20 protein-coding genes are annotated in these 22277 nt (G+C 40.3%); 3 read left to right on the top strand and 17 right to left on the bottom strand.

What is annotated here, in order from left to right:
• Positions 1–18: 18 nt before the first annotated feature.
• From K0625_RS16200 to rfaH, 11 genes are all read right to left on the bottom strand, one after another.
• The gene (locus K0625_RS16200) at positions 19–1131 is read right to left on the bottom strand and encodes a DegT/DnrJ/EryC1/StrS family aminotransferase (RefSeq protein ID WP_220110643.1); all 1113 of its coding nucleotides are present in this window, start codon (positions 1129–1131) and stop codon (positions 19–21) included.
• On the bottom strand, positions 1131–1574 hold the full coding sequence (locus K0625_RS16195; RefSeq protein ID WP_220110642.1) for an acyltransferase: 444 nt from the start codon (positions 1572–1574) through the stop codon (positions 1131–1133). Before K0625_RS16195 ends, K0625_RS16200 begins: the two co-directional genes overlap by 1 nt.
• Positions 1564–1968 carry a sugar 3,4-ketoisomerase gene (locus K0625_RS16190; protein ID WP_220110641.1) on the bottom strand — a complete coding sequence of 135 codons (405 nt, stop codon included), beginning with the start codon at positions 1966–1968 and terminating at the stop codon, positions 1564–1566. Before K0625_RS16190 ends, K0625_RS16195 begins: the two co-directional genes overlap by 11 nt.
• Positions 1968–2513 (bottom strand): dTDP-4-dehydrorhamnose 3,5-epimerase, encoded by a 546-nt coding sequence (rfbC, locus tag K0625_RS16185; RefSeq protein ID WP_220110640.1) that lies wholly within the window; start codon positions 2511–2513, stop codon positions 1968–1970. Before rfbC ends, K0625_RS16190 begins: the two co-directional genes overlap by 1 nt.
• A gap of 16 nt (positions 2514–2529) precedes the next feature.
• Entirely contained in the window at positions 2530–3342 is an 813-nt protein-coding gene (locus K0625_RS16180) for an NAD-dependent epimerase/dehydratase family protein (RefSeq protein ID WP_220110639.1), read from the bottom strand.
• 2 nt (positions 3343–3344) lie between these two features.
• Entirely contained in the window at positions 3345–4220 is an 876-nt protein-coding gene (rfbA, locus tag K0625_RS16175; RefSeq protein ID WP_220110638.1) for a glucose-1-phosphate thymidylyltransferase RfbA, read from the bottom strand.
• The gene (gene rfbB / locus K0625_RS16170) at positions 4220–5335 is read right to left on the bottom strand and encodes a dTDP-glucose 4,6-dehydratase (protein WP_220110637.1); all 1116 of its coding nucleotides are present in this window, start codon (positions 5333–5335) and stop codon (positions 4220–4222) included. Before rfbB ends, rfbA begins: the two co-directional genes overlap by 1 nt.
• Positions 5336–5507: 172 nt before the next feature.
• Positions 5508–6506, bottom strand: a complete 999-nt coding sequence (locus tag K0625_RS16165) for a Wzz/FepE/Etk N-terminal domain-containing protein (RefSeq protein ID WP_220110636.1) — start codon at positions 6504–6506, stop codon at positions 5508–5510.
• A 68-nt stretch (positions 6507–6574) separates the two neighbouring features.
• Entirely contained in the window at positions 6575–6952 is a 378-nt protein-coding gene (locus K0625_RS16160; protein ID WP_220110635.1) for a four helix bundle protein, read from the bottom strand.
• A 290-nt stretch (positions 6953–7242) separates the two neighbouring features.
• Entirely contained in the window at positions 7243–9990 is a 2748-nt protein-coding gene (locus K0625_RS16155; RefSeq protein ID WP_220110634.1) for an SLBB domain-containing protein, read from the bottom strand.
• A 1105-nt stretch (positions 9991–11095) separates the two neighbouring features.
• Positions 11096–11629, bottom strand: a complete 534-nt coding sequence (rfaH, locus tag K0625_RS16150) for a transcription/translation regulatory transformer protein RfaH (protein ID WP_220110633.1) — start codon at positions 11627–11629, stop codon at positions 11096–11098.
• A 1162-nt stretch (positions 11630–12791) separates the two neighbouring features.
• On the opposite strand from rfaH, the gene K0625_RS16145 reads away from it, so the two are divergent.
• On the top strand, positions 12792–14264 hold the full coding sequence (locus tag K0625_RS16145) for a peptide MFS transporter (protein ID WP_012324281.1): 1473 nt from the start codon (positions 12792–12794) through the stop codon (positions 14262–14264).
• A 366-nt stretch (positions 14265–14630) separates the two neighbouring features.
• Here the strand turns inward: K0625_RS16145 and K0625_RS16140 are convergent, their stop codons facing one another.
• Entirely contained in the window at positions 14631–15734 is a 1104-nt protein-coding gene (locus K0625_RS16140; RefSeq protein WP_220110632.1) for a response regulator, read from the bottom strand.
• A 95-nt stretch (positions 15735–15829) separates the two neighbouring features.
• Positions 15830–16678: an MlaA family lipoprotein gene (locus tag K0625_RS16135; RefSeq protein WP_220110631.1), complete on the bottom strand. Its 849-nt coding sequence runs from the start codon at positions 16676–16678 to the stop codon at positions 15830–15832.
• Positions 16679–16916: 238 nt separating this feature from the next.
• On the opposite strand from K0625_RS16135, the gene K0625_RS16130 reads away from it, so the two are divergent.
• Positions 16917–18848 carry a hypothetical protein gene (locus K0625_RS16130; RefSeq protein WP_220110630.1) on the top strand — a complete coding sequence of 644 codons (1932 nt, stop codon included), beginning with the start codon at positions 16917–16919 and terminating at the stop codon, positions 18846–18848.
• 44 nt (positions 18849–18892) lie between these two features.
• Positions 18893–19207 carry an EscU/YscU/HrcU family type III secretion system export apparatus switch protein gene (locus K0625_RS16125; RefSeq protein ID WP_220110629.1) on the top strand — a complete coding sequence of 105 codons (315 nt, stop codon included), beginning with the start codon at positions 18893–18895 and terminating at the stop codon, positions 19205–19207.
• Between the two features lie 275 nt (positions 19208–19482).
• Here the strand turns inward: K0625_RS16125 and K0625_RS16120 are convergent, their stop codons facing one another.
• The 4 genes from K0625_RS16120 to K0625_RS16105 form a co-directional block, all read right to left on the bottom strand.
• Positions 19483–19887, bottom strand: a complete 405-nt coding sequence (locus K0625_RS16120; RefSeq protein ID WP_220110628.1) for a DUF2802 domain-containing protein — start codon at positions 19885–19887, stop codon at positions 19483–19485.
• 80 nt (positions 19888–19967) lie between these two features.
• Positions 19968–20453: a chemotaxis protein CheW gene (locus K0625_RS16115; RefSeq protein ID WP_012324275.1), complete on the bottom strand. Its 486-nt coding sequence runs from the start codon at positions 20451–20453 to the stop codon at positions 19968–19970.
• A gap of 7 nt (positions 20454–20460) precedes the next feature.
• Positions 20461–21477 (bottom strand): chemotaxis protein CheW, encoded by a 1017-nt coding sequence (locus K0625_RS16110; protein WP_220110627.1) that lies wholly within the window; start codon positions 21475–21477, stop codon positions 20461–20463.
• Positions 21461–22252 carry a ParA family protein gene (locus K0625_RS16105; RefSeq protein WP_220110626.1) on the bottom strand — a complete coding sequence of 264 codons (792 nt, stop codon included), beginning with the start codon at positions 22250–22252 and terminating at the stop codon, positions 21461–21463. The genes K0625_RS16110 and K0625_RS16105 overlap by 17 nt, the downstream gene beginning before the upstream one ends.
• Between the last annotated feature and the right edge of the window lie 25 nt (positions 22253–22277).

Below are 22277 nucleotides of genomic sequence, written 5' to 3'. Positions count from 1 at the left end.
TTCAATGCTAAACAATATCTATTTAACACTACCTTTGTAGTTATTAATTGTAGAAATAATCTTTTCAACTTCACATTCTTTCATCGTTGAGCTTATTGGAATGCTTAAAACACTCTCATGTAACATTTCTGATATTGGATATGAATGACTATTCATTTCACTATAGGCTCCTTGTTTATGTGGAGCTATTGGATAATGTATTAGAGACTGAATGCCATTTTCACTTAAGTACTCGGAAAACTCTTTTCTAGTTTTTGTTTTCACAACGAATAAATGCCATACGTGTCCTTCGATATCGACAACTATAGGTAATTCAATCAGTGGATTAAATATGCCCGCAATATATTTAGCTGCAAAATTCTGACGAATAGTTGTTTCTCGATCCAAATGTTTTAACTTGACTCTTAGCATTGCGGCTTGGATTTCATCTAGCCTACTATTAAGCCCTTTATATTCATTTTTATACTTTTCAGTAGAACCATAATTACGTAATGCATTGATAACGTTGTAAAGCTCATTATCGTTAGTTGTTACAGCTCCCGCATCTCCCAACGCACCAAGGTTTTTACCAGGATAAAAGCTAAACGCCCCCGCATCTCCCCATGTTCCAGCTTTTCTACCATCAATCATCGCTCCATGCGACTGAGCGCAATCCTCAAGCACCAATAAACCATGTTTTTCTGCTAGAGCCATGATATCTTTCATTGGAGAGATTTGCCCATATAAATGTACAGGTAAAATGGCTCTTGTTTTTGATGTTAAACTAGCAAGTATTCCTTTAACTGTAAGATTGAAAGTACCTGAATCAGGATCAACTAAGATAGGAATGAGGTTATTTTCCGTAATTGCAAGAATCGAAGCTATATATGTATTTGCTGGAACGATAACTTCATCACCATCTTTTAACTTCCCAAGTTCCTTCCAAGCCCTTAGAGTCAATATTAATGCATCTAATCCGTTCGCGACTCCAATAGCTTTTTGGCTGCCACAGAATGAAGCGAATTCTTGTTCAAATAATTCAACCTCTTTTCCCATAATGTACCAGCCGGAATCTATAACACGATTACAAGCTTCCTTAAGCTCAGTTTCATACTGTTGATTTGTGGCTTTTAGATCTAAAAACGGAATCATTATATCTCTCTCGCAGGATTGCCAACCACTGTAGTGTGTGGGTGAACATCTTTGGTTACAACGGCACCAGCACCTACCATTGCATACTCGCCAATCGTAATACCTGGTAAAATTGTCGCGTTCGCTCCGATTGAAGCATTTTTTTTGATTAGGGTTCTAAGAAACTTTTCAGGATATTTTTTAGAACGTGGTGACTTATCATTTGTAAACGTCACATTAGGACCAATGAAGACCCTATCTTCTATCGTTATTCCATCCCAAATTTGCACTCCACTTTTAATCGTAACATGATTACCAATTAACACATCATTTTCGATCAAACAGTGTGAGCAAATATTACACGAATCTCCAATAATAGAATTAGGTAATACAACGCAAAACTGCCAAATATTAGTATCACTTCCTATATTCGAAGATAGAACATCAGATAATTTATGAATCATGGTTTACTATTTCTATAAAATCTTGATAATCCCTAATGTAATCAGATTCATCATAAAAAGAGTCTGCTAATACTAACAATACGCAATCTTCAGAAAAATCATACATTTCTCGCCATAAAAATGATTCAATATACAAACCTTGCGAAGGGTTATCTAATAAGATATCTATCTTTTCTTTCCCATCGTCCAATAAAAAGCGACAAGACCCTTTTAACACAACTGCCAACTGCTTAAGTTTTTTATGAGCGTGAAAACCGCGTCTAACATCATCTTTTGTATTGAAAAGATAATAAACACGTTTTATCGTAAAAGGTATGTTTTTATGATCTTCTAAAGAGACTAACGAGCCTCGTTCGTCCCCGTGACTTTGAAACTGAATTAACTTTATATCCATCACAAATCCTTTAAGTCTCTTAAACTTAGTCCTTTGCAATCTTTATCTGATAGCAAAGGTTCTCCTAATAATGGCCAATCAATTGCGATATCTACATCATTCCAAGCGATGCTTACTTCAGATTCTGGGTGATAATAATTAGTACATTTATATACAAATTCGGCTTCATCACTTAAAACATAAAAACCATGTGCAAAACCTTCAGGTATCCAAAGTTGTCTTTTGTTTTCTGAGGATAAATATTCACCTACCCATTGACCGTAAGTACTTGAGTTTTTACGTATATCTACGGCCACATCAAATACTTCACCAGCAACAACTCGGACAAGTTTTCCTTGCGATTTTACTCTTTGATAATGTAAACCTCGTAAGATCCCCTTTTTAGATTTGGAGTGATTATCTTGTACAAACCTTGTTTTTTTACCTGCTACAATAATTTCAAATTGTTCTTGATTCCAGGTTTCCATAAAGAAACCTCGATTATCACCAAAAACATCAGGTTCAATAATCTTTACATCTTCAATTTCTGTATCTATGACATTCATAAAAAACCCAAAGTAATTACAATTTATCTATATTATCGCGAAATAAACGAATCATTCTCTCGACATCATCTAAAACAAAAGACGGTTCAAAATTAATCTCATGACGTAAACGTTTAATACAAATTTCCGGATAAAACTCTTCTACACTAGTCGTATTCCATTCAACATCATGCTCAACAGATTTAGATATTTCTTCTAATATCTCATCTGCAGTCACTTTTTTAGAATAAGCTATGTTATACACATCATGAGACAGGTCTTCTTTCTTTGACAATAAATATATTGCATTGCAAACATCCAAAACATTTATATAGTCCTTTGAATAATCGCCAGATGTAAACATCTTAATTTTGCGACTTTTTATTGCATCTCTTATTATAGTAGGCAGAAATAAAGGGCTATTAAATGCATCACCATAAACATTACTGACTCTCAATGAGATTAGCTTAGGATTATTTGTTGATAGTTTTTCTGCAGTAATCTTGGATAAATTAAATACACTACGTTTATCACCGGAGGAAATAACTAGATTAGATTTTTCAGTCCCTGTAGTAGCATTCAAATACACTCTAGTTGATGAGATATAAATAAATCGTTCATAATTACATTCATCTAATAACTTCATTAAAAATGTCAGATTTGCGTCTAATACTTTTTGAGGTTCATCACATCCACCAAAGCCTGCACAATATACGATCGTTCCTAGTGATTCATTTCTAGATGGTGCAATTCGATTAATTTCAGTAACTTCCTCACCTTTTTCCGTCAAAAAACGAACTAGATTATTACCTATAAAACCTGTACTTCCAACAACCGTATATTTTTTCATCTTTAACCTTCGAAATCCTGTACTAAATGGAGTAAGTATTGGCCATAACCAGTTTTAGCTAAAGATAATGCAATATCTTTAACTTGCGCCCTACTCAACCATCCCTGTGCCAAAGCAATTTCTTCTAAGCACGCTATTTTAAAGCCTTGCCTTTTCTCTACTGTTTGAACAAATTGTGAAGCTTCAATTAAAGAGTCATGTGTTCCGGTATCCAACCAAGCAAACCCTCTCCCCAATTGCTCAACATTCAACTCTCCTCGTTCTAGATATGCTTGATTCACTGATGTGATTTCAAACTCACCTCTTTCTGATTTTTTTACATTTTTAGCAATATTAACAACTGAATTATTATAAAAATATAGACCTGTTACAGCCCAATTCGATTTCGGCGTTATAGGCTTTTCCTCTATAGATAAAGCTTTAAAGTTCTCATCAAACTCCACAACACCAAAACGTTCAGGATCCATTACTTTATAGCCAAATACTGTCGCTCCAGCTAGGTTTTGTACAGCATGCTTTAGCTGCTTACCAAATGCCTGTCCGAAAAAGATATTGTCACCAAGTGCTAAACAGACATCATCCGTTCCTATAAACGATTCACCTATTATAAACGCTTGCGCTAAGCCATCAGGCTTGGGTTGCACGGCGTAAGTCAAACTAATTCCAAAATCAGAACCATCACCTAATAAACGTACAAACCCATCTTGCTCTTCAGGCGTTGTAATAATAAGGATTTCATTAATACCTGCTAGCATTAATACAGAGATTGGATAGTAAATCATTGGCTTATCATATATAGGCAATAACTGCTTTGATACGCCTTTTGTTATAGGGTGTAACCGTGTACCTGAACCACCCGCCAATATAATTCCTTTCATTACTTCCCCTCCTCTTTAACTAATAACTCAACACCTAGACGTTCACGTTGATAACTCCCATCTTGCACATGTTGACACCATTCTTGATTAGTCAAATACCATTCAACTGTCTTTTTAAGGCCTGTTTCAAATGTCTCTATGGGCGTCCAGCCAAGTTCACGCTGCATTTTACTTGAATCAATCGCATAGCGTCTGTCGTGGCCTGGTCTGTCTGTCACATAAATAATCAGGTCTTCGTATTTTGATTCTTTTGGCACTAATGAGTCTAAAATTGTGCAAATAGTTTTCACAACTTCTAAGTTTTGTTTTTCGTTATGACCACCAATGTTATAAGTTTCTCCAACAGCACCTTCAGTAACTACTTTATAAAGTGCTCTAGCGTGATCTTCTACATATAACCAGTCGCGAATTTGATCGCCTTTCCCGTAAATAGGTAATGGCTTTCCTTCTAATGCATTTAAAATAACTAATGGGATAAGCTTTTCAGGGAAGTGGTATGGACCATAGTTATTTGAACAGTTGGTTACTATCGTCGGTAAGCCATAAGTTCTTAACCAAGCGCGAACAAGATGATCTGAACTTGCCTTAGATGCAGAGTAAGGGCTTGAAGGTTCATATGATGTAGTTTCGGTAAATAAAGGTAACTCTTTATTCGCTGAGGGCTCTTTTCCACCTTCAATATCGTCAGGGTGCGGTAGATCGCCATAGACTTCATCGGTAGATATATGATGGAAACGAAATGCTTGCTTAGCATCTTCTGACAATGTGTTCCAATACGCTCGCGTCGCTTCAAGAAGAGTATAGGTGCCGACAATATTCGTTTGGATGAAATCGGCAGGACCGGTGATAGAACGATCAACATGAGATTCTGCTGCTAAGTGCATAACAGCGTCAGGCTTACACTTTGCGAAAACTCTGTCTAATTCAGCACGGTCACAAATATCAACTTGCTCGAAAACATAACGTTCATTTGACTCAATGCTTGCTAACGACTCAAGGTTACCCGCATAGGTTAATTTATCGACATTGATAACACTATCTTGTGTATTATTGATGACATGACGCACTACCGCTGAGCCAATGAAACCCGCTCCACCTGTGACTAAAATTTTCATTTTTATGCTTCCAAGATGTATTACTTGCCTAAAACAAGTTCAATTTAGACGTTGTGAATTGAATAATCACACTTTCTTATCTCAGCCTATAGAACCAGGCTGAGACACTTATAATCCATTTTGAGACGGACCCATAAGAAGGTTCTAGATTCTAGGTTCTAGGTTCTAGGTTCTAGGTTCTAGGTTCTAGGTTCTCCAGGCTATCGTCTTTTCTAACAAAGTGTCTTATTAAAACAATCATTACAGCTAACATGCCGCCTAACATAGTACCAAGTACACATATTAGTGCTCTTTTAGGACCGGCTTTTTCTTCTGGAACTAAAGCCGGATCAATCGTTTTAAAAACATATTCATCGCGCACTTCAGCAAACATAATTGTTTTTGCTTGCTCTTCGATTAATTTGTAAAGAATAGAACGGATATCTGCGACGTTTGTAAGCGCTATTTGCTTATTAAGGAATTCGCTACTCCGAATGGCCTCGGCAACATCACGATCTTTCATCACTTTGTTGATGTCTAAAATTAACCAATCTACCCATTGTTGAGCAACACTAGGTGACAAATGCTCTACTGATATAGTTACCATACCTGTATCTTTAGCAGAGTTAACAGAAATAGCTTTACTAAACTCTTTGTAAGCCTCTTGCATTGAAGGTTCAGGTTTAAACGGCGCTTTAACTTCACGTACCCAGGTTTTAGTTTCTGAGTTATAGATTTCAGCATCGTAATTTAGCGTATCAGCTGACATATTCCACTCTTCAGCAGCCATTAAGTCAGGCAGAATATTATGAGATTTGATAAAGTTACTCGCAAATTGACGTGACTTCATCACCTCGATGGCCATCTGAGTTTTATCAACGCCGCCACCTCCACCTAGATTTATACCAGCCATACTGGCTAGGCCGCCAAACTGACCCGCTAATGCACTTAATCCACCGCTTTGTTCTTCACTTGCTGGAGCTAATAACGCTTCTGACTTATAGATATTTGGCTGTATGAGGGCGAAGATGACTGAGCCAATGGCGAAAACAGTAGTGATGGCGATGATGAGCCATTTGCCTTGCCAGATGACGGAAAAGAGCTCGCGGAGATCGATCTCGTCTGAACTTTCCATTTGTTGTGTGGATGGAAAATTTGCGTCGGTGTAACTTTGTTGTATTTGTTTGTTCATATTCTCTTCAGATTCTAGATTCTAGGACGCTTCGCGGCTAGAGCGCTACGCTGCTATAACAGCAATAATTACTTCGTCTGGTAGACTGCTGGTTCTTCTTTAATTTTTGACTCTTTCTTTTTGATCATAGTACCTAAGATTTTTGCGAGTTCTTTGGCTTCTTTTACCATTTCCAATGAGGAATGCTTTTCTAGATAACCGATTTCAATTCCGATATATAACTGTGTAACCAGCTCGCCTAGTGAACCTTTGGCGTAATACAAAAAACGTATTTTCTCTTTGTTGGTTTCACGCTCTTCTCCCTCAGCAATGTTTGAAGGCACAGATAAACCAGAGCGTGTTATTTGGTCTTTAAAACCCCAGTTTTGTACTGTTTCTGTGGCCTTGTATATGTCGCACGATAACCTTGAAGCTCTTTTCCAAACATCCAGTTGTTCGAATCTCATTTGATTGACTCCTTCCGTGAAACAGAGCGCTGCGCTGCTAGGTCGTGACTTCGTCACGGCGAGAACGTCGCTACGCTCCTTCTAGATTCTATAAAATCAAAAGATAGCACTGACGTAGTATATAACCCTGGCTCTTAAGCTTTTGCTTTTATAGCAGGGCAAAGCCCGCTCTAGTAGCGTAGCGTTCTAGCATCTAGATTCCGACCGTCCACTCTAGCAGCGAAGTGCTCTAGCCGTAAGCTTGCGAACGTTCTAGCAAGCCAACGACGTTTCTAAGACCGCTTTGCGGTCTAAAGATTTGCGACTGTAGCGAATGCGACAGCTGTGTTGTAGATGATGCTGGTTACTTGCGTCCAGAGTGTTAGATTATCTTTGTATTCTGTATCAAGCGGTACAATAATGGTATCACCAGGTTGAAGGCTGTCTTCACTGCTGAACCAGATTGAGCGGCTTGGGAGCAGTACAGAACCATTAGCTTTAATCACATAGGTCCTATCACCATCTGCGCGCTCTCTCTCTCCACCGGACATAGCAAGATACTGATCTAATGTTAAGCCCTTCTTGAATCTATGAGTTGCCGCGTGTTGTACTTCGCCCATTACAGCAATTGTTTGCTTGGTAGACGGTACATACAAGATATCTGAATCTTCAAGTTGAAGATCGGCTTGTTCAATACCAACTGATATCGCAGAAAGGTCGACGACTAAACGACCCACAGCTTTGATATTCTCAAGATCGGTGAGCATCATTTGAGCATCACTATAATTCACAACATTGCCATCTTTCGATACACCGCGAGTTGCGATATCGCGGCGAAGTTGATCCGCAAGCTTTTTAATCTCTAACTGCTCTTGTTGGCGCACAGATTCCCGCACAAATACCGCTGATGGGAGGTAAGCAAACTCAGTAAATCCACCGGCGCGATTTAGGACATCTTTAAGTGTCTCACCGCGACGAATGTTATACATACCAGGGAATTTAACTTCACCACGGATCTCAACAGATTTATTCTCTTGCCAATCAGGTGTTGTCATTACAGTTAAAATATCGCGACCTTTAAGTTTTGCATTAACAGCCTCATCACCTTGGATAGCCGCTTTAAGATCGATATTTTGATGTTGAATACTTGAGCCTTGGCTGTCTATCAAGGTGCTTGTTAATTCTGCTCTTGCAGTGTAGGCCCCTTCTTGAAGGCCACCACCCGCTTTTATTAAGTCATCAACTCTTGCATTTACGGCAAGTGGATAGATACCAGAGTGGCGAACCTTACCATTAACAGCGACAACTTTAACCTCTTTACCTGAACGTCCTTGAGTGGTTAATTTCATCACAACAGGGTAAAGCAGTTCGCTGCGGTTCATCGCCGAGCTAAGCTTTATCAAATCTTTATCATCGAACAGGTTGATCAACATCTTGTTGACCTCACCTATAATGGCTTGCTGCTCGTTATCATCAGCCTCTTTTGCGATAACAACACCACCGATTTCACTTCGCTCTGTTAACCCTTTTTGTTGCAGTTGCGCAAAGCCAGCTTTAAAAAGATCGTTGCCAACCAATGAGTCACCAGCAAGCTCAGTGACCTTTAAAACGCGCTCTTTAACTAATTTATTTAACTCGTAACGGTTTTGACTTTTATCACTAAAGTTAAAGAAGATAACCTTGTCACGTGCATTTAATAGCAGGTCATCAGTGGCAACTTTCTGGCTAATAGCTTTACCTGGCTCAAATTGATGAACTTCGATATCACCATATTCATTAACTTCACGAACAATAATGCCGTAATCTAAATCTGCAGAAGCCGATAGGTCGCCCCAAATTGACGGGACCAGATCGCTAATCTTCTGACCTTGATACCATTGATATTTACCAGGTCTTACAACTGCACCAACAACTGTAATGGCATCTTCAAATTGATTAGAAGCAGATTTTACACGTACAACATCACCCGCTAGAGCCTTAACTTTTTGACCTTGTGCTGAAGTAAGGTCAACATTTTTAACTGTTTTTAAACCGTTCGAATTGAAACGCTCTATACTACTACTTCTTGGATAAGCACCCGACTTTAAACCCGCAGCCATAGATAGAACATCAGCCAGTGTTTCACGGTGCTTTAACTCATAGATAGCAGGACGACGAACCTCGCCAGTCACACTGACTAAACCACCCACTGATGGAATAAATACCACATCACCAGAGCGTAACATTAGGTCGCTAGATGCATCGCCACGCATAAGCAGATCGTAGAGATCCATAGTGCCAATTAATTTGCCATTACGCTTTAGTTGAATATTTCGCAGTGAACCTATCTCATTTACACCGCCTGAAACAAACAGTGCCTGAGTGATCGTGGATAAACTTGAAACAGTGTATGAACCAGGCTTGTAGGCATCACCGGCCACAAAAATACGAATTGAACGCAGTTTACCCATGGTGATGTTAGATTCGATACCTATCATCTGCTGGCTGATACGGGAAGTTAAGGTTTTACGCAGCTCGGCAAAGTTTAATCCGTTAACTGAGATTGGCCCAAGTTCAGGAAACTGAATCTCACCTTCACGGTTAATAACTAAGTCGTACTCTTTGTTATCTTTACCGTAAAGTTGAACTTTAATATTGTCACCAGGCCCAACTAGATATTCGCTAGGTACAGGAACATCTGAAACTGGTGCAAATGTAGTAGGCTCACCTCTGAAGAGATCATAGCCAAAACGTTTCAGTTCAGTTTTCGCTTTATCTTCATCAAAATCGAGCTCTTCTTCCTCTTTATTTTGCTTATAGACTGGTTGGCCATTTCGATCAAAATTTTGTCTCTCATTAACTAAAGTAGGGTTTTCCAACTGCTGCTGTGAGCTCGCCCCGCCACCTAACATTGAAGGATCGATACCATACTGTTTAGCCAATCTTTGCTGCTCTGAAGCTGGCAAGTTTTTAAATTGCTCTATCATCTGCGGAGACGGCATAGCAGCTTGTGCCTGCGTGCCCAACAAAACTAAGGCACTAATGCCTGCAATGATTATTTTTTTGGTTTTGTGTAACACAGATAATCTCCGTTAAAAGAAGTTTTAAGCACAAAAAGCAAGTTTTGAGCTATAAGCAATTAATAATAAATTTCTAGGTTCTAGGTTCTAGGTTCTAGGTTCTAGGTTCTAGGTTCTAGGTTCTAGGTTCTAGGTTCTAGGTTCTAGCAGGAGCGTCATCCTCTCTAAGACCTATGGCAAGTAGTTATAAAAACCAGCTCTACCTCTGCTTCAATGTAGGTTGGGCTTTAGCCCATCAACAACGTCGGTATAAATACCGACCTACAACAATGTATTTGCTGTGACTTTTCACCTTTCCTAGCAGTAAAGCGCTCTAGCAGTGAGCTTGCGAACGTCCTCGCAGCGAAGCGTCCTAGAATCTTCTTAACTTTGGAGCCCTTCGGACACGCTACCGCCCATGGATTGCGGCTTCCAAATTGCCCATCGCGGAGTGCGACACTCTAATTTTATTGTTCTTTCTTCACGTTTTAAGCAAAGTGCAAACTTTGAAATAGCTACTACACTCTCTAAGCTGTTTATAAAGCTAACCCAAACTCACTCAAGTTTGGTTACCGCCTAACAACACTTAATGCCAAATAGACATTTCAAAGCCATACTCATTTATACAAGGCAAATTTCCTTAATCATATTTCTCAAAACTGCCTAACCAAAAATTAAACAGTGGCGCATTATACGCTATCCGTTATGTAAATGCTGTTCATTAAAGCCTCGAATGCATGCCACCTCAAAATGCAACCGTAAAAGAGTGTTTAATATAGGAAGCACTACTAAAACCCTTATGGCCCAGATTTATGCTCCTATAAAAAAACAACACAGTTAGCGAATAGTTAGAACCTTAATCACCACTAAAAAGTATCGGTGTCTATACTCAAGGCGAAATAAACAGCCATATTTTTACGATAATCACGTAGAACAGCAAGCTTATGCGATACATTTTACGCGCTCATTAACAAATCAAGGCTCAAAAACACAAGTCAAACTAACAAACATCACCAACAGAAAACAAAACACCAACTATGGCAAATATCCTACAAACATATGAGTAATATACTTAAGCAATAATGTTTACTTTATAAACATGTAGTCTAAAAACTCTATATTTAGCTTAAACAGGTTTTATACTGTCTCTGGGCACTGAGACTCGCTTCTTCTGCCCCATAATCTCAAAAAGTACATGACAGCGTTTATCACCGTTTTTCTCAGCAAAGATCCCCTCTAAGTCAGCAAATGGTCCTTCAGTAAACTTAACCTGATCACCAGGATTAATCTCTACTATTAAAGAGCCATCACATTTCTGTGATAACTCACTTGCAGGCAATAACTCAGATAGCAGCTTATGTTCGCGTAAACGAATGCTGTGGATTATAGAATCATCAATAGAGGTCATTAGCTCATTACAACCAACTATACGACCCACTCCACGGGTTGAGTGAATTCGTGCAACACTTGTCACTTGTGGGTCAATATTGATAAAAAGATAGCCTGGGAAAAGTGGGATCCGCTTAATACTTACCTCTCCCTTTACTCTCTTCTCTTCGCCTATAGTTGGAAGATAAGTCTCGATATTTTGAAGGGTTAAGTTATGTACAGCTCTGGCTTCGCCGCGTGGCTTACAATATAGAAGGTACCAAGCTTTCATGGTCATTTGACTCTTTACGTTTTGCTAAACAAGCACATAGCTTTAAGGGTCTAACTTTTATGACTAACTTTAAAATTTAGCATTGTAAAAATAGACGGATAGAGGTGGGAATATAGGAAAAGTCCATAGTCATAACAATCTAAGCTCCCACTTAAGATCTGCGACGTCCCATTCACAAAAGCGATCATATCAAATTGCTATTTTATTGAAAAGTATTAAAGCTTCAAGAGCGTCCCTCGTGTGGTTAGGATGTGACTTCGTCACGGCGAAGGCGAACGCCATAAAAGGCTACGGTTAACAGGATAGCCTGCGGCCGCACGAAACGCTTCGCTTACGGTAAAAAATTGAGAAGAACGGGCTTCCCCCTACGAGGACGGCACTTCGTGTCAGCGAGGTTCTAGGACGCCAACAAGCTGGCTTCGAGAGCGGCCTACGACCTGCTAGAGTCAAGAAAAGATGCAGAATAGAGGCGAACACCATAAACGGCTACGGTTAACGGAATGGCCTTCTTCTATTGTAGGTCGGCATTTATGCCGTCAGGTTTAATATGTTTATCATTGTTTGTTGATGGACTAAAGCCCAACCTACAGTAGGCTGAGAAGAGCGGCCTGCGTCGGCAATAGAATCTTAGCCGTCTTTCCGGCGAATGCCAGAATCCAGCTTCGCTTTAGATTTTATCGCAGGACGGAGTCCGCTCTCGCAGTGAGCCTGCTAACGTCCTAGCAAAGGAGCTTGCGACTGGCCTAGAAGATGACGAAGTCATCGCTCTTCTCAGCCTTTATAGCTGTGAGCTCGCGAACGTGCTAGCACGTATCATCCTCGGACGAGACGAAGTCACCACCTCCGTTAAAATATCTTTCCGTTTATTCTTTACTCTGCCTGTTTAAATAGTCGCCATTCACGCGGGCAAAATTGACATTAGCAAGTCGAAAAGGGTATATAAGATGGGTTTCGTAGGATTTATAGCGTCAAATATTAAAATATAACAATAGTCTGTAGCGTGTTTGTTGTTGAGTTGAAAAAATATCACGCAACAAATCATACTGTTAGAATAAAAAACTAACTAAAAACTCAACGTTACAAAACTGTAAAATAAAAAAATAACAATTTTTCTGTGGCGACACTTGTCTCACAGGCAATCACAAGCGAAGGTGGAAACTTAATGAGCGTAGCAAAACCCCAAGGGACGATGCTCGGGCATCCGAAGGGATTGTTCCTGTTGTTTACAACAGAGTTATGGGAACGATTCAGCTATTACGCAATGCGTGCCATTTTGGTACTTTATTTGGTAGATAGTGTTCAATCACAAGGTGGTCATGGTTTAGGTTGGACTAGCGCTGACGCCCTCTCTCTTTACGGTACATTCACAGGTTTAGTCTATTTAACACCACTTATCGGTGGCTGGTTAGCCGATACATATCTAGGCCAACGTCGTGCCATTATCATTGGTGGTGCCTTGATGGCCGCAGGCCAATTCATTCTAGGTACGCCCCATGCTTGGGTACCAGGAATGGAAACTGAAGTTTTCTACCTAGGTCTTGGTGTACTTATTTTAGGTAATGGTCTATTTAAGCCAAATATCTCAACTATGGTTGGTGATCTTTATGAAGAGGGCGACCACCGTCGTGACGGTGCTTTCACTATCTTCTACATGGGTATCAACGTTGGTGCATTCCTTTCAGGTATTATTGTTGGTTCTGTTGTAGCTTACTTCGACGGTAACTTCCAAGCAGGTTTCATCTGTGCCGGTATTGGTATGGTTTTATCATTAATTATTCAGTTCATGTTTGCTCAAAAGCTACTTGGTGATATTGGTCGTAGACCAGCTGCGCAACTTGAAAAAGAGAAAGCTGCTGAAAAAGGTGAAGTACGTAAAGAGCCTCTGACTAAAGTTGAACGTGACCGTATCAAAGTTATTATGATCATGGGTCTATTCACCATCATCTTCTGGGCTGGCTTTGAACAGGCTGGCGGTCTAATGAACCTGTTCACCAATGACTTCACAGACAGAAGCATAGGCAGTTGGGAAGTTCCTACGACTTGGTTTCAATCACTGAATGCGATGTTTATCGTTATTTTTGCACCGGTTGTGGCTTCAATTTGGATCCGCTTAGGTAAGAATGAGCCAAACTCACCAGTGAAATTTGCTTTAGGTCTTGTTCTACTCGGTATCGGCTTCCTATTTATGATTGGTGCAGTACTTGAAATGGGAGGCGATGCCAATGCTAAATCAAGCATGTGGTGGTTAGTCGGTGCCTACTTCTTCCATACCATGGGTGAGCTTTGTCTATCTCCAATTGGTCTTTCAATGGTGACTAAACTTGCTCCACTGCGTATTGCATCACTAATGATGGGTGCTTGGTTCCTATTCGTTGCTGCAGCGAATAAGATTGGTGGAGTTGTCGGTTCATTTATCGGTCACGGTGGTCCAAAAGAGGAACAGCTTGCCAATGCAATGTCTATCTTCGCAGGTATTGCAATTACCGCTGCGGCTTCAGGTATCCTACTTTACTTTATGGCTGATAAGTTAGTCGACTGGATGCACGGTGCTGAAGACGGCCCCGTACACACAGAAGAAGAAGCGCTTGAAGAAGAGATGGCTGTGACTGCAGAGCATGAAGGTATAAAGCACTAAGCTTATATATTCACAGTTCTAGGTTCTAGGTTCTAGGTTCTAGGTTCTAGGTTCTAGGTTCTAGGTTCTAAAATGATAAAACGCCTTACTAGTAATAGTAAGGCGTTTTTGTATTTGTACGTCGGCATTTTGCCGTCTAGTTTGTTTTATAAAGAAGGATGGGTTTTGTCCTGCTAGAACGTGACTTCGTCAAGGCTAGAGCGTCGCAAGCGACTGCTAGAGTCTATACAACCAAGAGATAAGAGCGGCGATCTTCTTAGCCTTTATAGCAGGCCGAAGGCCGCTCTCGTAGTGAGCTGGCGAACGTCCTAGCAAGGAGCTTGCGACTGTCCTAGAAGATGACGAAGTCATCGCACTTCTTTGCCTTTAAAAAGTGAGCTGTACGTAACCACCGTTTGGCGTTTCTGTATCATAGGTCAAGCCACAAAAGTGATCTTTAAGTAACATCTGTTTATGCTCAGGGGCACTGGATGAAATACAAAAGCTCTCTCCTGGCATTAGAGTTCTAAAGTGTGAACTAGGTTGACCCCAGTCTAAAATACCTAACTGGAGAGAATCAGGCAGCGCTAGCGGCATCAGTCCTTCACTGTTACGAAGATAACAACGTAAACCATGCCCTGCTTGGGCGATTGAAGCACGAAATTGAGTTAGCTCTACAACCACATAAACAATATCGATAAAGATATCTAAGCCAGACTTAGTCATTCTTTCATTTAGATAACAAAGCATGTTGTATGGCTCGATAATAGCTTGTGTTGAGCCATCACGAAAAAGCTTCAGCTTTTGATTTACAAAGCTCTTTAAAAGAACGCTACCAAATGCAGCGCGATTATCCTGAGGAGTGAAGTGTGCCATATACATAACAAGATGCCGCTCACCCACATTAACGGTATCAATAAAGTATGCACTCACTTCATCGCTTTTAAATAAGCTGTAATCAATTTTAGCGCAAGGGTAGTTAATTTGAGATGGTGGAAATAGCTGTTGCTGAACACTTTTTGCTGCTTCAGCATTTTGCTCTAAAAGCACTAAATTGTCTTGCAGCTCTTGGTAGGAGAGCTCTTCCATATCTTCGAGCTGCACATCTTTCATATGTCGCTCATCAAGGCATTGCTTAATAGCGCTTTCGATAAGAAAGAGATCTGCAACAGGTTTAACTAAGTAATCGCTAGCGCCTATCCTAAGCGCCTCAACGACATCAGCCATCACTTGATTACCGGAAATAACAATTGAGGGAACGCTTGGGTTAATCTCTGACATCTTCTTTAACATGACTAATCCGCCCATGATAGGCATGCTTAAATCTGCTAATACGATATCAACGGCATACTGCTTAAATCTATCTAGACCTTGCTCACCATCATCAGCTTCAAGCACTGTTGCACCGCGGCTATCCAGAAAAGAAGCCACAATTCGACGAAAAACAGGATCATCTTCAACAAGTAATACAACAAGCTCTTTTAGCGCCATTCAAGGTCCTTTTATAGAATATGAGCGTCATTTAGCTTTTATCTGTTAACTGTATGTTTGGCATACAAGCTAATTCTGAAGACCTGAATAAGCTCTTATTCTAGTTCATCAAGATACTCATCCAGAAGCTCATCTTCACTTAAATCTACAGGTACATCTCCATCATACACTTTATAGTCCATATGTTGAAAATAAGCTTCTTTAACGAAAGTATAAGGATCCAGAGCATTATCTACCAACCTCTCTTGATCAATCGCTTCTGCACGTTGATGAAGGCTTTTAAGACCCCACTTAAGTAAAGACTGCCAAATTGTAAATTCTGATAATGGAAAGTATAGGCCATCAATCCAATCCGATGCGAGTTCTCTGGTTACATAAGGCCCTAAAAAAGGAGCCATAAAATAGGGACCATTCGGAACACCGTAGTAGCCTAGCACTTCATTAAACTCATCTTGTTTACGTGGCAGTCCCATCATATCTGCCACATCAATAACACCAAGCAAACCCATAGTGGTGTTAATCGTGAACCTTCCTCCTGCATTGGCCGCCCACCCCCACTTCCCTTGTAGAGTGTTATTAACCAAAGTACTTGGCTCTTCAAGATTAGTCACAAAATTATTTACACCCGTTTTTACAGGTAATGGAATGTAATCCTTATACCCATGAGAAACGGGGCGATAGAGATACCGATCCATAACATGGTAATTAAAATCCCACATTGCCCGATTAAAGCCCTCTATCGGATCCCTAGGATCATTATATGAGATAGTTACAGTCGGTGAAGTTTCCGATCTGATGTCAAGATTGGCCTCATCATCTAACGATGCACTCTGTTGATGGACCTCATTCTTAGAAGCATGCTTTACTAGGACCTCCTGTCCTGATAGTGCAATGGGGGAAATGATCAACGATGCTACAATTAGCATTATCCTGTTAAGCTTCATATTTCTCTCTTAGATTACATGACTGAATCCATTTCAGTCATTTGTACTAATCAGCTATTCAACACTAAAGGTTTTCTTCGATTATGACGATAAAGACAGTAACCTAGGATGATATAGAACTAGACTAGTGAGTATGATTATACTGTAAGTCCGATAAGGATACTCGGCAAAAAAAATAGATCAATTGTTAAATGAATAAATTTGTAAAAACAAATGTAACTTCAGTGGAAAACACTACATGGCTGACCAAAATAAACCGATAAACAACCTAATTTCAGCCCAAGGCGATACAAGTCACTCCCCTGCAGCGAGTCAATCTATCACCTCAAAAGGTTCTGTTTTGCCACAACAGCTCTCCTCTGAAGCGTTAAGTAAAATGAGTACTGAGCAGTTAAAAGCAATTCAATCTCAATTAATAAAGCCAGAAGCAATAATATTGTCTGCTAATCTAAAGCAGGTCTTAGTCCGAGGTAACCATTATAGTATCGACCTTCTAGCAAATCAGATAAAGCTTAACCACTCCTCTATTGTAGATTATTTAATTAAAGTCCCTTCATCACCTCACTCTACAGCCAATGAAGCAAAACAGCTCACAGGCACCATCAATAAACTTATCTCACTGGGTAAGTCAATTTCATTGGAGCTTCCTCAAGCGCTCAAAGGACTTGTTAAAGAGAGTGGCATAAACCTAAATCAACTTAAATTATTAAGTTCAAGAAAAGGCGGCTACCCCATACCTCCTGCGAATCTTTTGAATAGGGCTCTGACCCTGTCGAACGGATTAAAGCTAACGATACCACATTCCACCGCCTTACCAGCTACAGGCTCAAGCCAGATAATAGTGCTACCTGAAATTCATTTTGTTAAAAATCAATGGCAACTTATTTTAAAACCTGTTGTGGCAGAAACTGATATCAAATTATCCCTAGCTAATTCAGACAAAGGCTATATGTCATTAGAAGGCAACAAAAATTCAATGATTCAAGCCAAACCAGAGATCGCAAAACTTTACTCGCACCTATTTAAGCCACTAAGTAAAATATCAACAGACTCCCTAATCCCCAATCAAGTGAACTCAAGCCACGCCACAAAAAGCGACAACCAGCCCATAGCTACAACATCCTCCATTAAACCAACTGGCTCAATTGGGGAGCAAAGTATCACTCTTGCTAATAAAAAAGGGGAGCACCTAACCCCCTCCGCGCCAGATAAGCCTCAAATAGCTCAACTGAAACCTCTAAACCAAGCCAACATAGAGATAAAGCAAGCAGTTAATGCAGAAGGAGGGAAAGCTAATGAAGCCGCTGTATCTAATACGCAAACAAAACAAGCATTGATGTTAGCAGCATTAAATAAAGCTTTTGGTAGAGCTGGTAGTCTCCCAGATAGCGAATCAATAAAGCCGTCACAAAATAACATCGCGAACTTATTAACCAAGCTACTCCCTAATTTGACCCCTTCGATGTTATCTTCACTTGCAAGGCCTAATTCCATAAAAGGTGAGTTACTCGATCAGCTAAAGTTCAGTACTCCTTTTGATACAAAAGCAATCAATAATGCCACACTGTCTCATACCAACTCATTATCGCTACTTTTGCACCTTCTTCTAGGCCTTAGAGGTGAGCAGCTAAATAGCGCTGTCAAGATAAGCCCAGCAACACGAGAGTACTTTCAAAAAACTCAACAAAAAACGGGGATAAGTAACTTACTGCTGACCATGCTCGATAAGGCAGGAACAACTGAAGCCCTCGGAAAGCTCATTAGTAACCTGACTCTCTACACTCAGGCCAGCAATGATACCAATGGACAAAATAATTGGTATTTCACCCTTCCCTACTCCTTCAATCAACATCAAGATAACCTTGAAGGACATTTCTCTCAGGAGAACAGAGACGGTGAGGATAAACAAGCAGACTGGAAGCTCCAACTAAAGTTTAATCTATCTCAAGGCCCCATACTGTTTCAAGCTCACGTCATTGACTCAAAGTTAACAATGACCATTAACGCAGAGCATAGTGAACAGCTGAAGAAAATTGACACTCAACTACCATTGTTAATAAAGAAACTAAGCGATATTGGACTAACGCCAGAGAAAGTCTCTGCACAATACTCGAAACTTCCAGCCACGCTACTACCAGGCGAGCACTTTTTAGTAAAAATTAAAGCATAGTAATACCAATCAGAATAAAAAGTCAGTCGCGACTAAGGAGCTCCATGAGTAAACAGGAAAACGAAATAACACGACAAGCGGTTGCATTGGGATTCGATGGTAACAAAGCCCCAAAGGTAACAGCTAAAGGCTCAGGTCTAATCGCCGAAGAGATAATTTCAGTGGCTAAAGAGGCTGGTGTTCACATCCATAAAAATGCAGATTTAAGCAATTTCCTGCAAAACTTGGAACTTGGTGAAGAGATCCCAAAAGAGCTATACCTACTTATTGCAGAGATAATTGCGTTTGCTTATATGCTAGATGGGAAATTTCCACAGGAGTGGAACAATATGCACAAAAAAATTATGGAGGAGGTATAAATACGAGCTAAGAAGAGCGCTGACTGCGTCAGCTTATAGGACAGTCGCGGAAGCCTTGCTAGGGCGTTCGCAAGCTCACTGCGAGATAGGCCTACGACCTGCGATAAAATCTAGAGCAATGCAGAACGCTACGCTTACGGATAACGGAACGTTATGTCTCACTTACGGTAAAAAGCAAAACTGGATCCCAGCACTTTCTTATATCACAGCGAAGCGTCCTAGAACCTAGCAGGCACTTGTACTGTCCTCGCAGGGCGAAGCCCCTCCTTCTCTGCTTACCCTTTGCCATGAAGGCGGATTAACAATTCAGCCTCAGCTTTAGGGATCTCACATTCATGTACTAGCTCCTCAATACCAGCGCCTAAATCGACCATTTTCATCGCACGGGTATAGAGCTTAGCTTGAGGGTCTTGTTGGTTCGCTTCATCTAATCTCGCATCATGCTGAGAAGCTCTCTTTTCAAGCTCCAACATACGCCTACCGACACCAATAGTACCACTCCTTAGCTCCTGCAGTTCACGCTTAACGCTCTCACGTTGGCGATCACTCTCCTTCACTAAAAGGGTTAACGCATCAACCTTACTCTTTAACTTTTTTGTTTGAATATGCTGATAAAGTAATAAACCTAAACAGGCAATTACACACACAAGTGCAGCGATTAAAATTTCATCACCAATCATGGCTATTAAAACTCTTATAAAGCAGAAACAAGAAATCAGCCCCTAATAGCTAGGGACTAAAATTCAGGATTAGGTGGCGTTTAGACTTGTGTTAACTCCATCCACTCTTCATCGGACAATAATTTATCCAAATCAACGAGAATTAATAACTCATTATCTCTATTGCTAACGCCTTGAATAAACTTAGCACTCTCTTCAGTACCGACATTTGGTGCATTGTCAATCTCAGAGCCACGTAAGTAAACGACTTCAGCAACACTATCAACCAAAATGCCGATCACTTGCTTCTCTGCTTCAATAATCACGATTCGAGTAGAATCATCCAGCTCTGAAGATGCCAAGCCAAAACGTGATCGCGTATCGATCACTGTAACCACATTACCTCGAAGGTTAATGATCCCCAACACATAGTGAGGAGCGCCAGGTACAGGGGCTATTTCCGTATACCTTAACACTTCTTGAACCTGCATGACATTGATGCCATAGGTTTCATTGTCGAGCCTAAAGGTTACCCATTGCAACACTTCGTCGTCTTTACTTACCGCTACTTGATTTGCGTCTGTCATATTTACCTCAGCCAACAGGATCCTGACTACCTAAACCTGAATTTAATAACTCAATGAGTGAATGCACATGCAATATGCCACACATCTGCTCTTTTACAACTCCAGCCAACCAGGGGCGCTTACCCGACCTGCTTCTCCAGTTGACATCCGATTTCATTATTTTTACCGAATTCACTAAGGATTCACACGTTAATCCCCAGTTACTATCTTCTAATAATACAACATATTGATAGTTTACGGATTCAGCTAATGCATCATCATACTTCTCAGGCATAACCCAAGCACAAGTATCGACCACATTTAACTGCGAATCTCTATGAGTTTGAACCCCTTTATACCACGAAGGCCTTCCCATAATATGGTTGAGCCTATCAAGTTTAACAATCCCACCTAAGCTAACTAACGGCACAGCCAATGTTAAGCCTGCCACTTTAAAGAATAGTACTTGAAACTCATCATCGAGAGTTTCAAGTAGATCTTTTGTTACTTTAGGCGGAATTTCTCCCGTTTTTGTCTCAAGCTTTGTTTCTACAGCTTGTTTTTGCTCATCAAGCACCTGCTCTCGAACTTCAGGCTTAGCTTTTCTCGCCTCAGAAGTCCCCTTATGCTTGCTATCTGTTTTAGCTACGGCAACATCTTTTACTTTTTCCTGTGTAGCTTCTTTTAATTCAGGCTTAAATAAAGGCTCAAGTAGCTGCTCTAATGCTAACTTATTAAGAAATGGATCTTGCTCTTTTGTATTAACGAAGCTCTCTGTTTTTAATTTAGCTTGTTTCTGAATTTGCAGGGCCTCTTCACAGACGCTATTTTTTAACGCTTCAAATTTGTCTATATCTGCTAAGTCACTCTTTTCTTCCTGTTCACAGATTTTAGCAACGTTGCTTTTAGACTCTTTCTGCAGAATTTGAACTGTTTTTTGCGATTTAGCCGTTTCAACAGGTAAATCAGTATTTGCTCTGCTCTCTTCATCTTCCAATAATAGCGAGAAGTAATCTAAAACCGCATCATCAACTGAGTTTGACATGAGGTGATGCTCCTGCAAGTAGATAATCTAACAGCCTTGCATATGCTTTTACACCACGGCTAGTCGCAGCAAAATGTGATGCCGGAAGATGAGCTAAACTTGCATCTCTAAACTTAGTGTCCACTGGTATTACATCCATCCATAACTGCTCCCCATAATCTTGACTTAATTGCTGTAATGCCGCAGATGAGGCTTTTGTTCGACGATCATACATAGTTGGTACTATGGTGTAGCCGTATTTGATATTTTTAGAACGCCCCATCAAAATCATGGTTTTAAGCATTCTATCTAACCCCTTAATAGCAAGAAACTCAGTCTGAACAGGGACTATGATATGTTGGCTCGCTGCCAAAGCATTCACCATCAACACGCCTAACACTGGTGGACAATCAATTAACGCAATATCGTAGCTCTCTTCAACCAACAATAGTATCTTTTTGAGTATCAGCCCCATACCGCCTTGGTGCCCTAATGAGCGGTCTAGCGTTGCCAATGCCATTGTTGATGGGAGTAGATCTATCCCCTCAACTTGAGTAGAAACTATATGCTCTTTTACTAACTCTGTAGTCAGTTGCCTATGCTCTAAAAAAAGATCGTAAAGAGATGAATTAACATCTTCAGAGTCAATACCAAGGTAGTAGCCTAAAGAAGCATGGGGATCGGTATCGATCATCAACACCCTCAAGCCGCGTTTAGCTAAGGTACCAGCTAAACTCGCTACAGTCGTTGTTTTACCAACTCCCCCTTTTTGATTCGCTATTGTCCAGATTTTCAAAGAAATCCCCTCAACTGCTATCCTT

This window comes from Shewanella nanhaiensis, assembly GCF_019457885.1.
GTDB classification, from domain to species: Bacteria; Pseudomonadota; Gammaproteobacteria; order Enterobacterales; family Shewanellaceae; genus Shewanella; species Shewanella nanhaiensis.
Note: the sequence above shows the minus strand (reverse complement) of the source record. Positions and strands in the feature narration are given on the sequence as shown.

Bases quoted from the DNA above. Each gene is read 5' to 3' on its own strand.
- K0625_RS16145 (WP_012324281.1), top strand. From the start codon at position 12,792: ATGAGCGTAGCAAAACCCCAAGGGACGATGCTCGGGCATCCGAAGGGA.
- K0625_RS16125 (WP_220110629.1), top strand. From the start codon at position 18,893: ATGAGTAAACAGGAAAACGAAATAACACGACAAGCGGTTGCATTGGGA.
- K0625_RS16120 (WP_220110628.1), bottom strand. From the start codon at position 19,887: ATGATTGGTGATGAAATTTTAATCGCTGCACTTGTGTGTGTAATTGCC.
- rfaH (WP_220110633.1), bottom strand. From the start codon at position 11,629: ATGAAAGCTTGGTACCTTCTATATTGTAAGCCACGCGGCGAAGCCAGA.
- K0625_RS16190 (WP_220110641.1), bottom strand. From the start codon at position 1,968: ATGGATATAAAGTTAATTCAGTTTCAAAGTCACGGGGACGAACGAGGC.
- K0625_RS16135 (WP_220110631.1), bottom strand. From the start codon at position 16,678: ATGAAGCTTAACAGGATAATGCTAATTGTAGCATCGTTGATCATTTCC.
- rfbA (WP_220110638.1), bottom strand. From the start codon at position 4,220: ATGAAAGGAATTATATTGGCGGGTGGTTCAGGTACACGGTTACACCCT.
- K0625_RS16115 (WP_012324275.1), bottom strand. From the start codon at position 20,453: ATGACAGACGCAAATCAAGTAGCGGTAAGTAAAGACGACGAAGTGTTG.
- K0625_RS16165 (WP_220110636.1), bottom strand. From the start codon at position 6,506: ATGAACAAACAAATACAACAAAGTTACACCGACGCAAATTTTCCATCC.
- K0625_RS16130 (WP_220110630.1), top strand. From the start codon at position 16,917: ATGGCTGACCAAAATAAACCGATAAACAACCTAATTTCAGCCCAAGGC.
- K0625_RS16180 (WP_220110639.1), bottom strand. From the start codon at position 3,342: ATGAAAAAATATACGGTTGTTGGAAGTACAGGTTTTATAGGTAATAAT.
- rfbB (WP_220110637.1), bottom strand. From the start codon at position 5,335: ATGAAAATTTTAGTCACAGGTGGAGCGGGTTTCATTGGCTCAGCGGTA.
- K0625_RS16195 (WP_220110642.1), bottom strand. From the start codon at position 1,574: ATGATTCATAAATTATCTGATGTTCTATCTTCGAATATAGGAAGTGAT.
- K0625_RS16160 (WP_220110635.1), bottom strand. From the start codon at position 6,952: ATGAGATTCGAACAACTGGATGTTTGGAAAAGAGCTTCAAGGTTATCG.
- rfbC (WP_220110640.1), bottom strand. From the start codon at position 2,513: ATGAATGTCATAGATACAGAAATTGAAGATGTAAAGATTATTGAACCT.
- K0625_RS16200 (WP_220110643.1), bottom strand. From the start codon at position 1,131: ATGATTCCGTTTTTAGATCTAAAAGCCACAAATCAACAGTATGAAACT.
- K0625_RS16110 (WP_220110627.1), bottom strand. From the start codon at position 21,477: ATGTCAAACTCAGTTGATGATGCGGTTTTAGATTACTTCTCGCTATTA.
- K0625_RS16140 (WP_220110632.1), bottom strand. From the start codon at position 15,734: ATGGCGCTAAAAGAGCTTGTTGTATTACTTGTTGAAGATGATCCTGTT.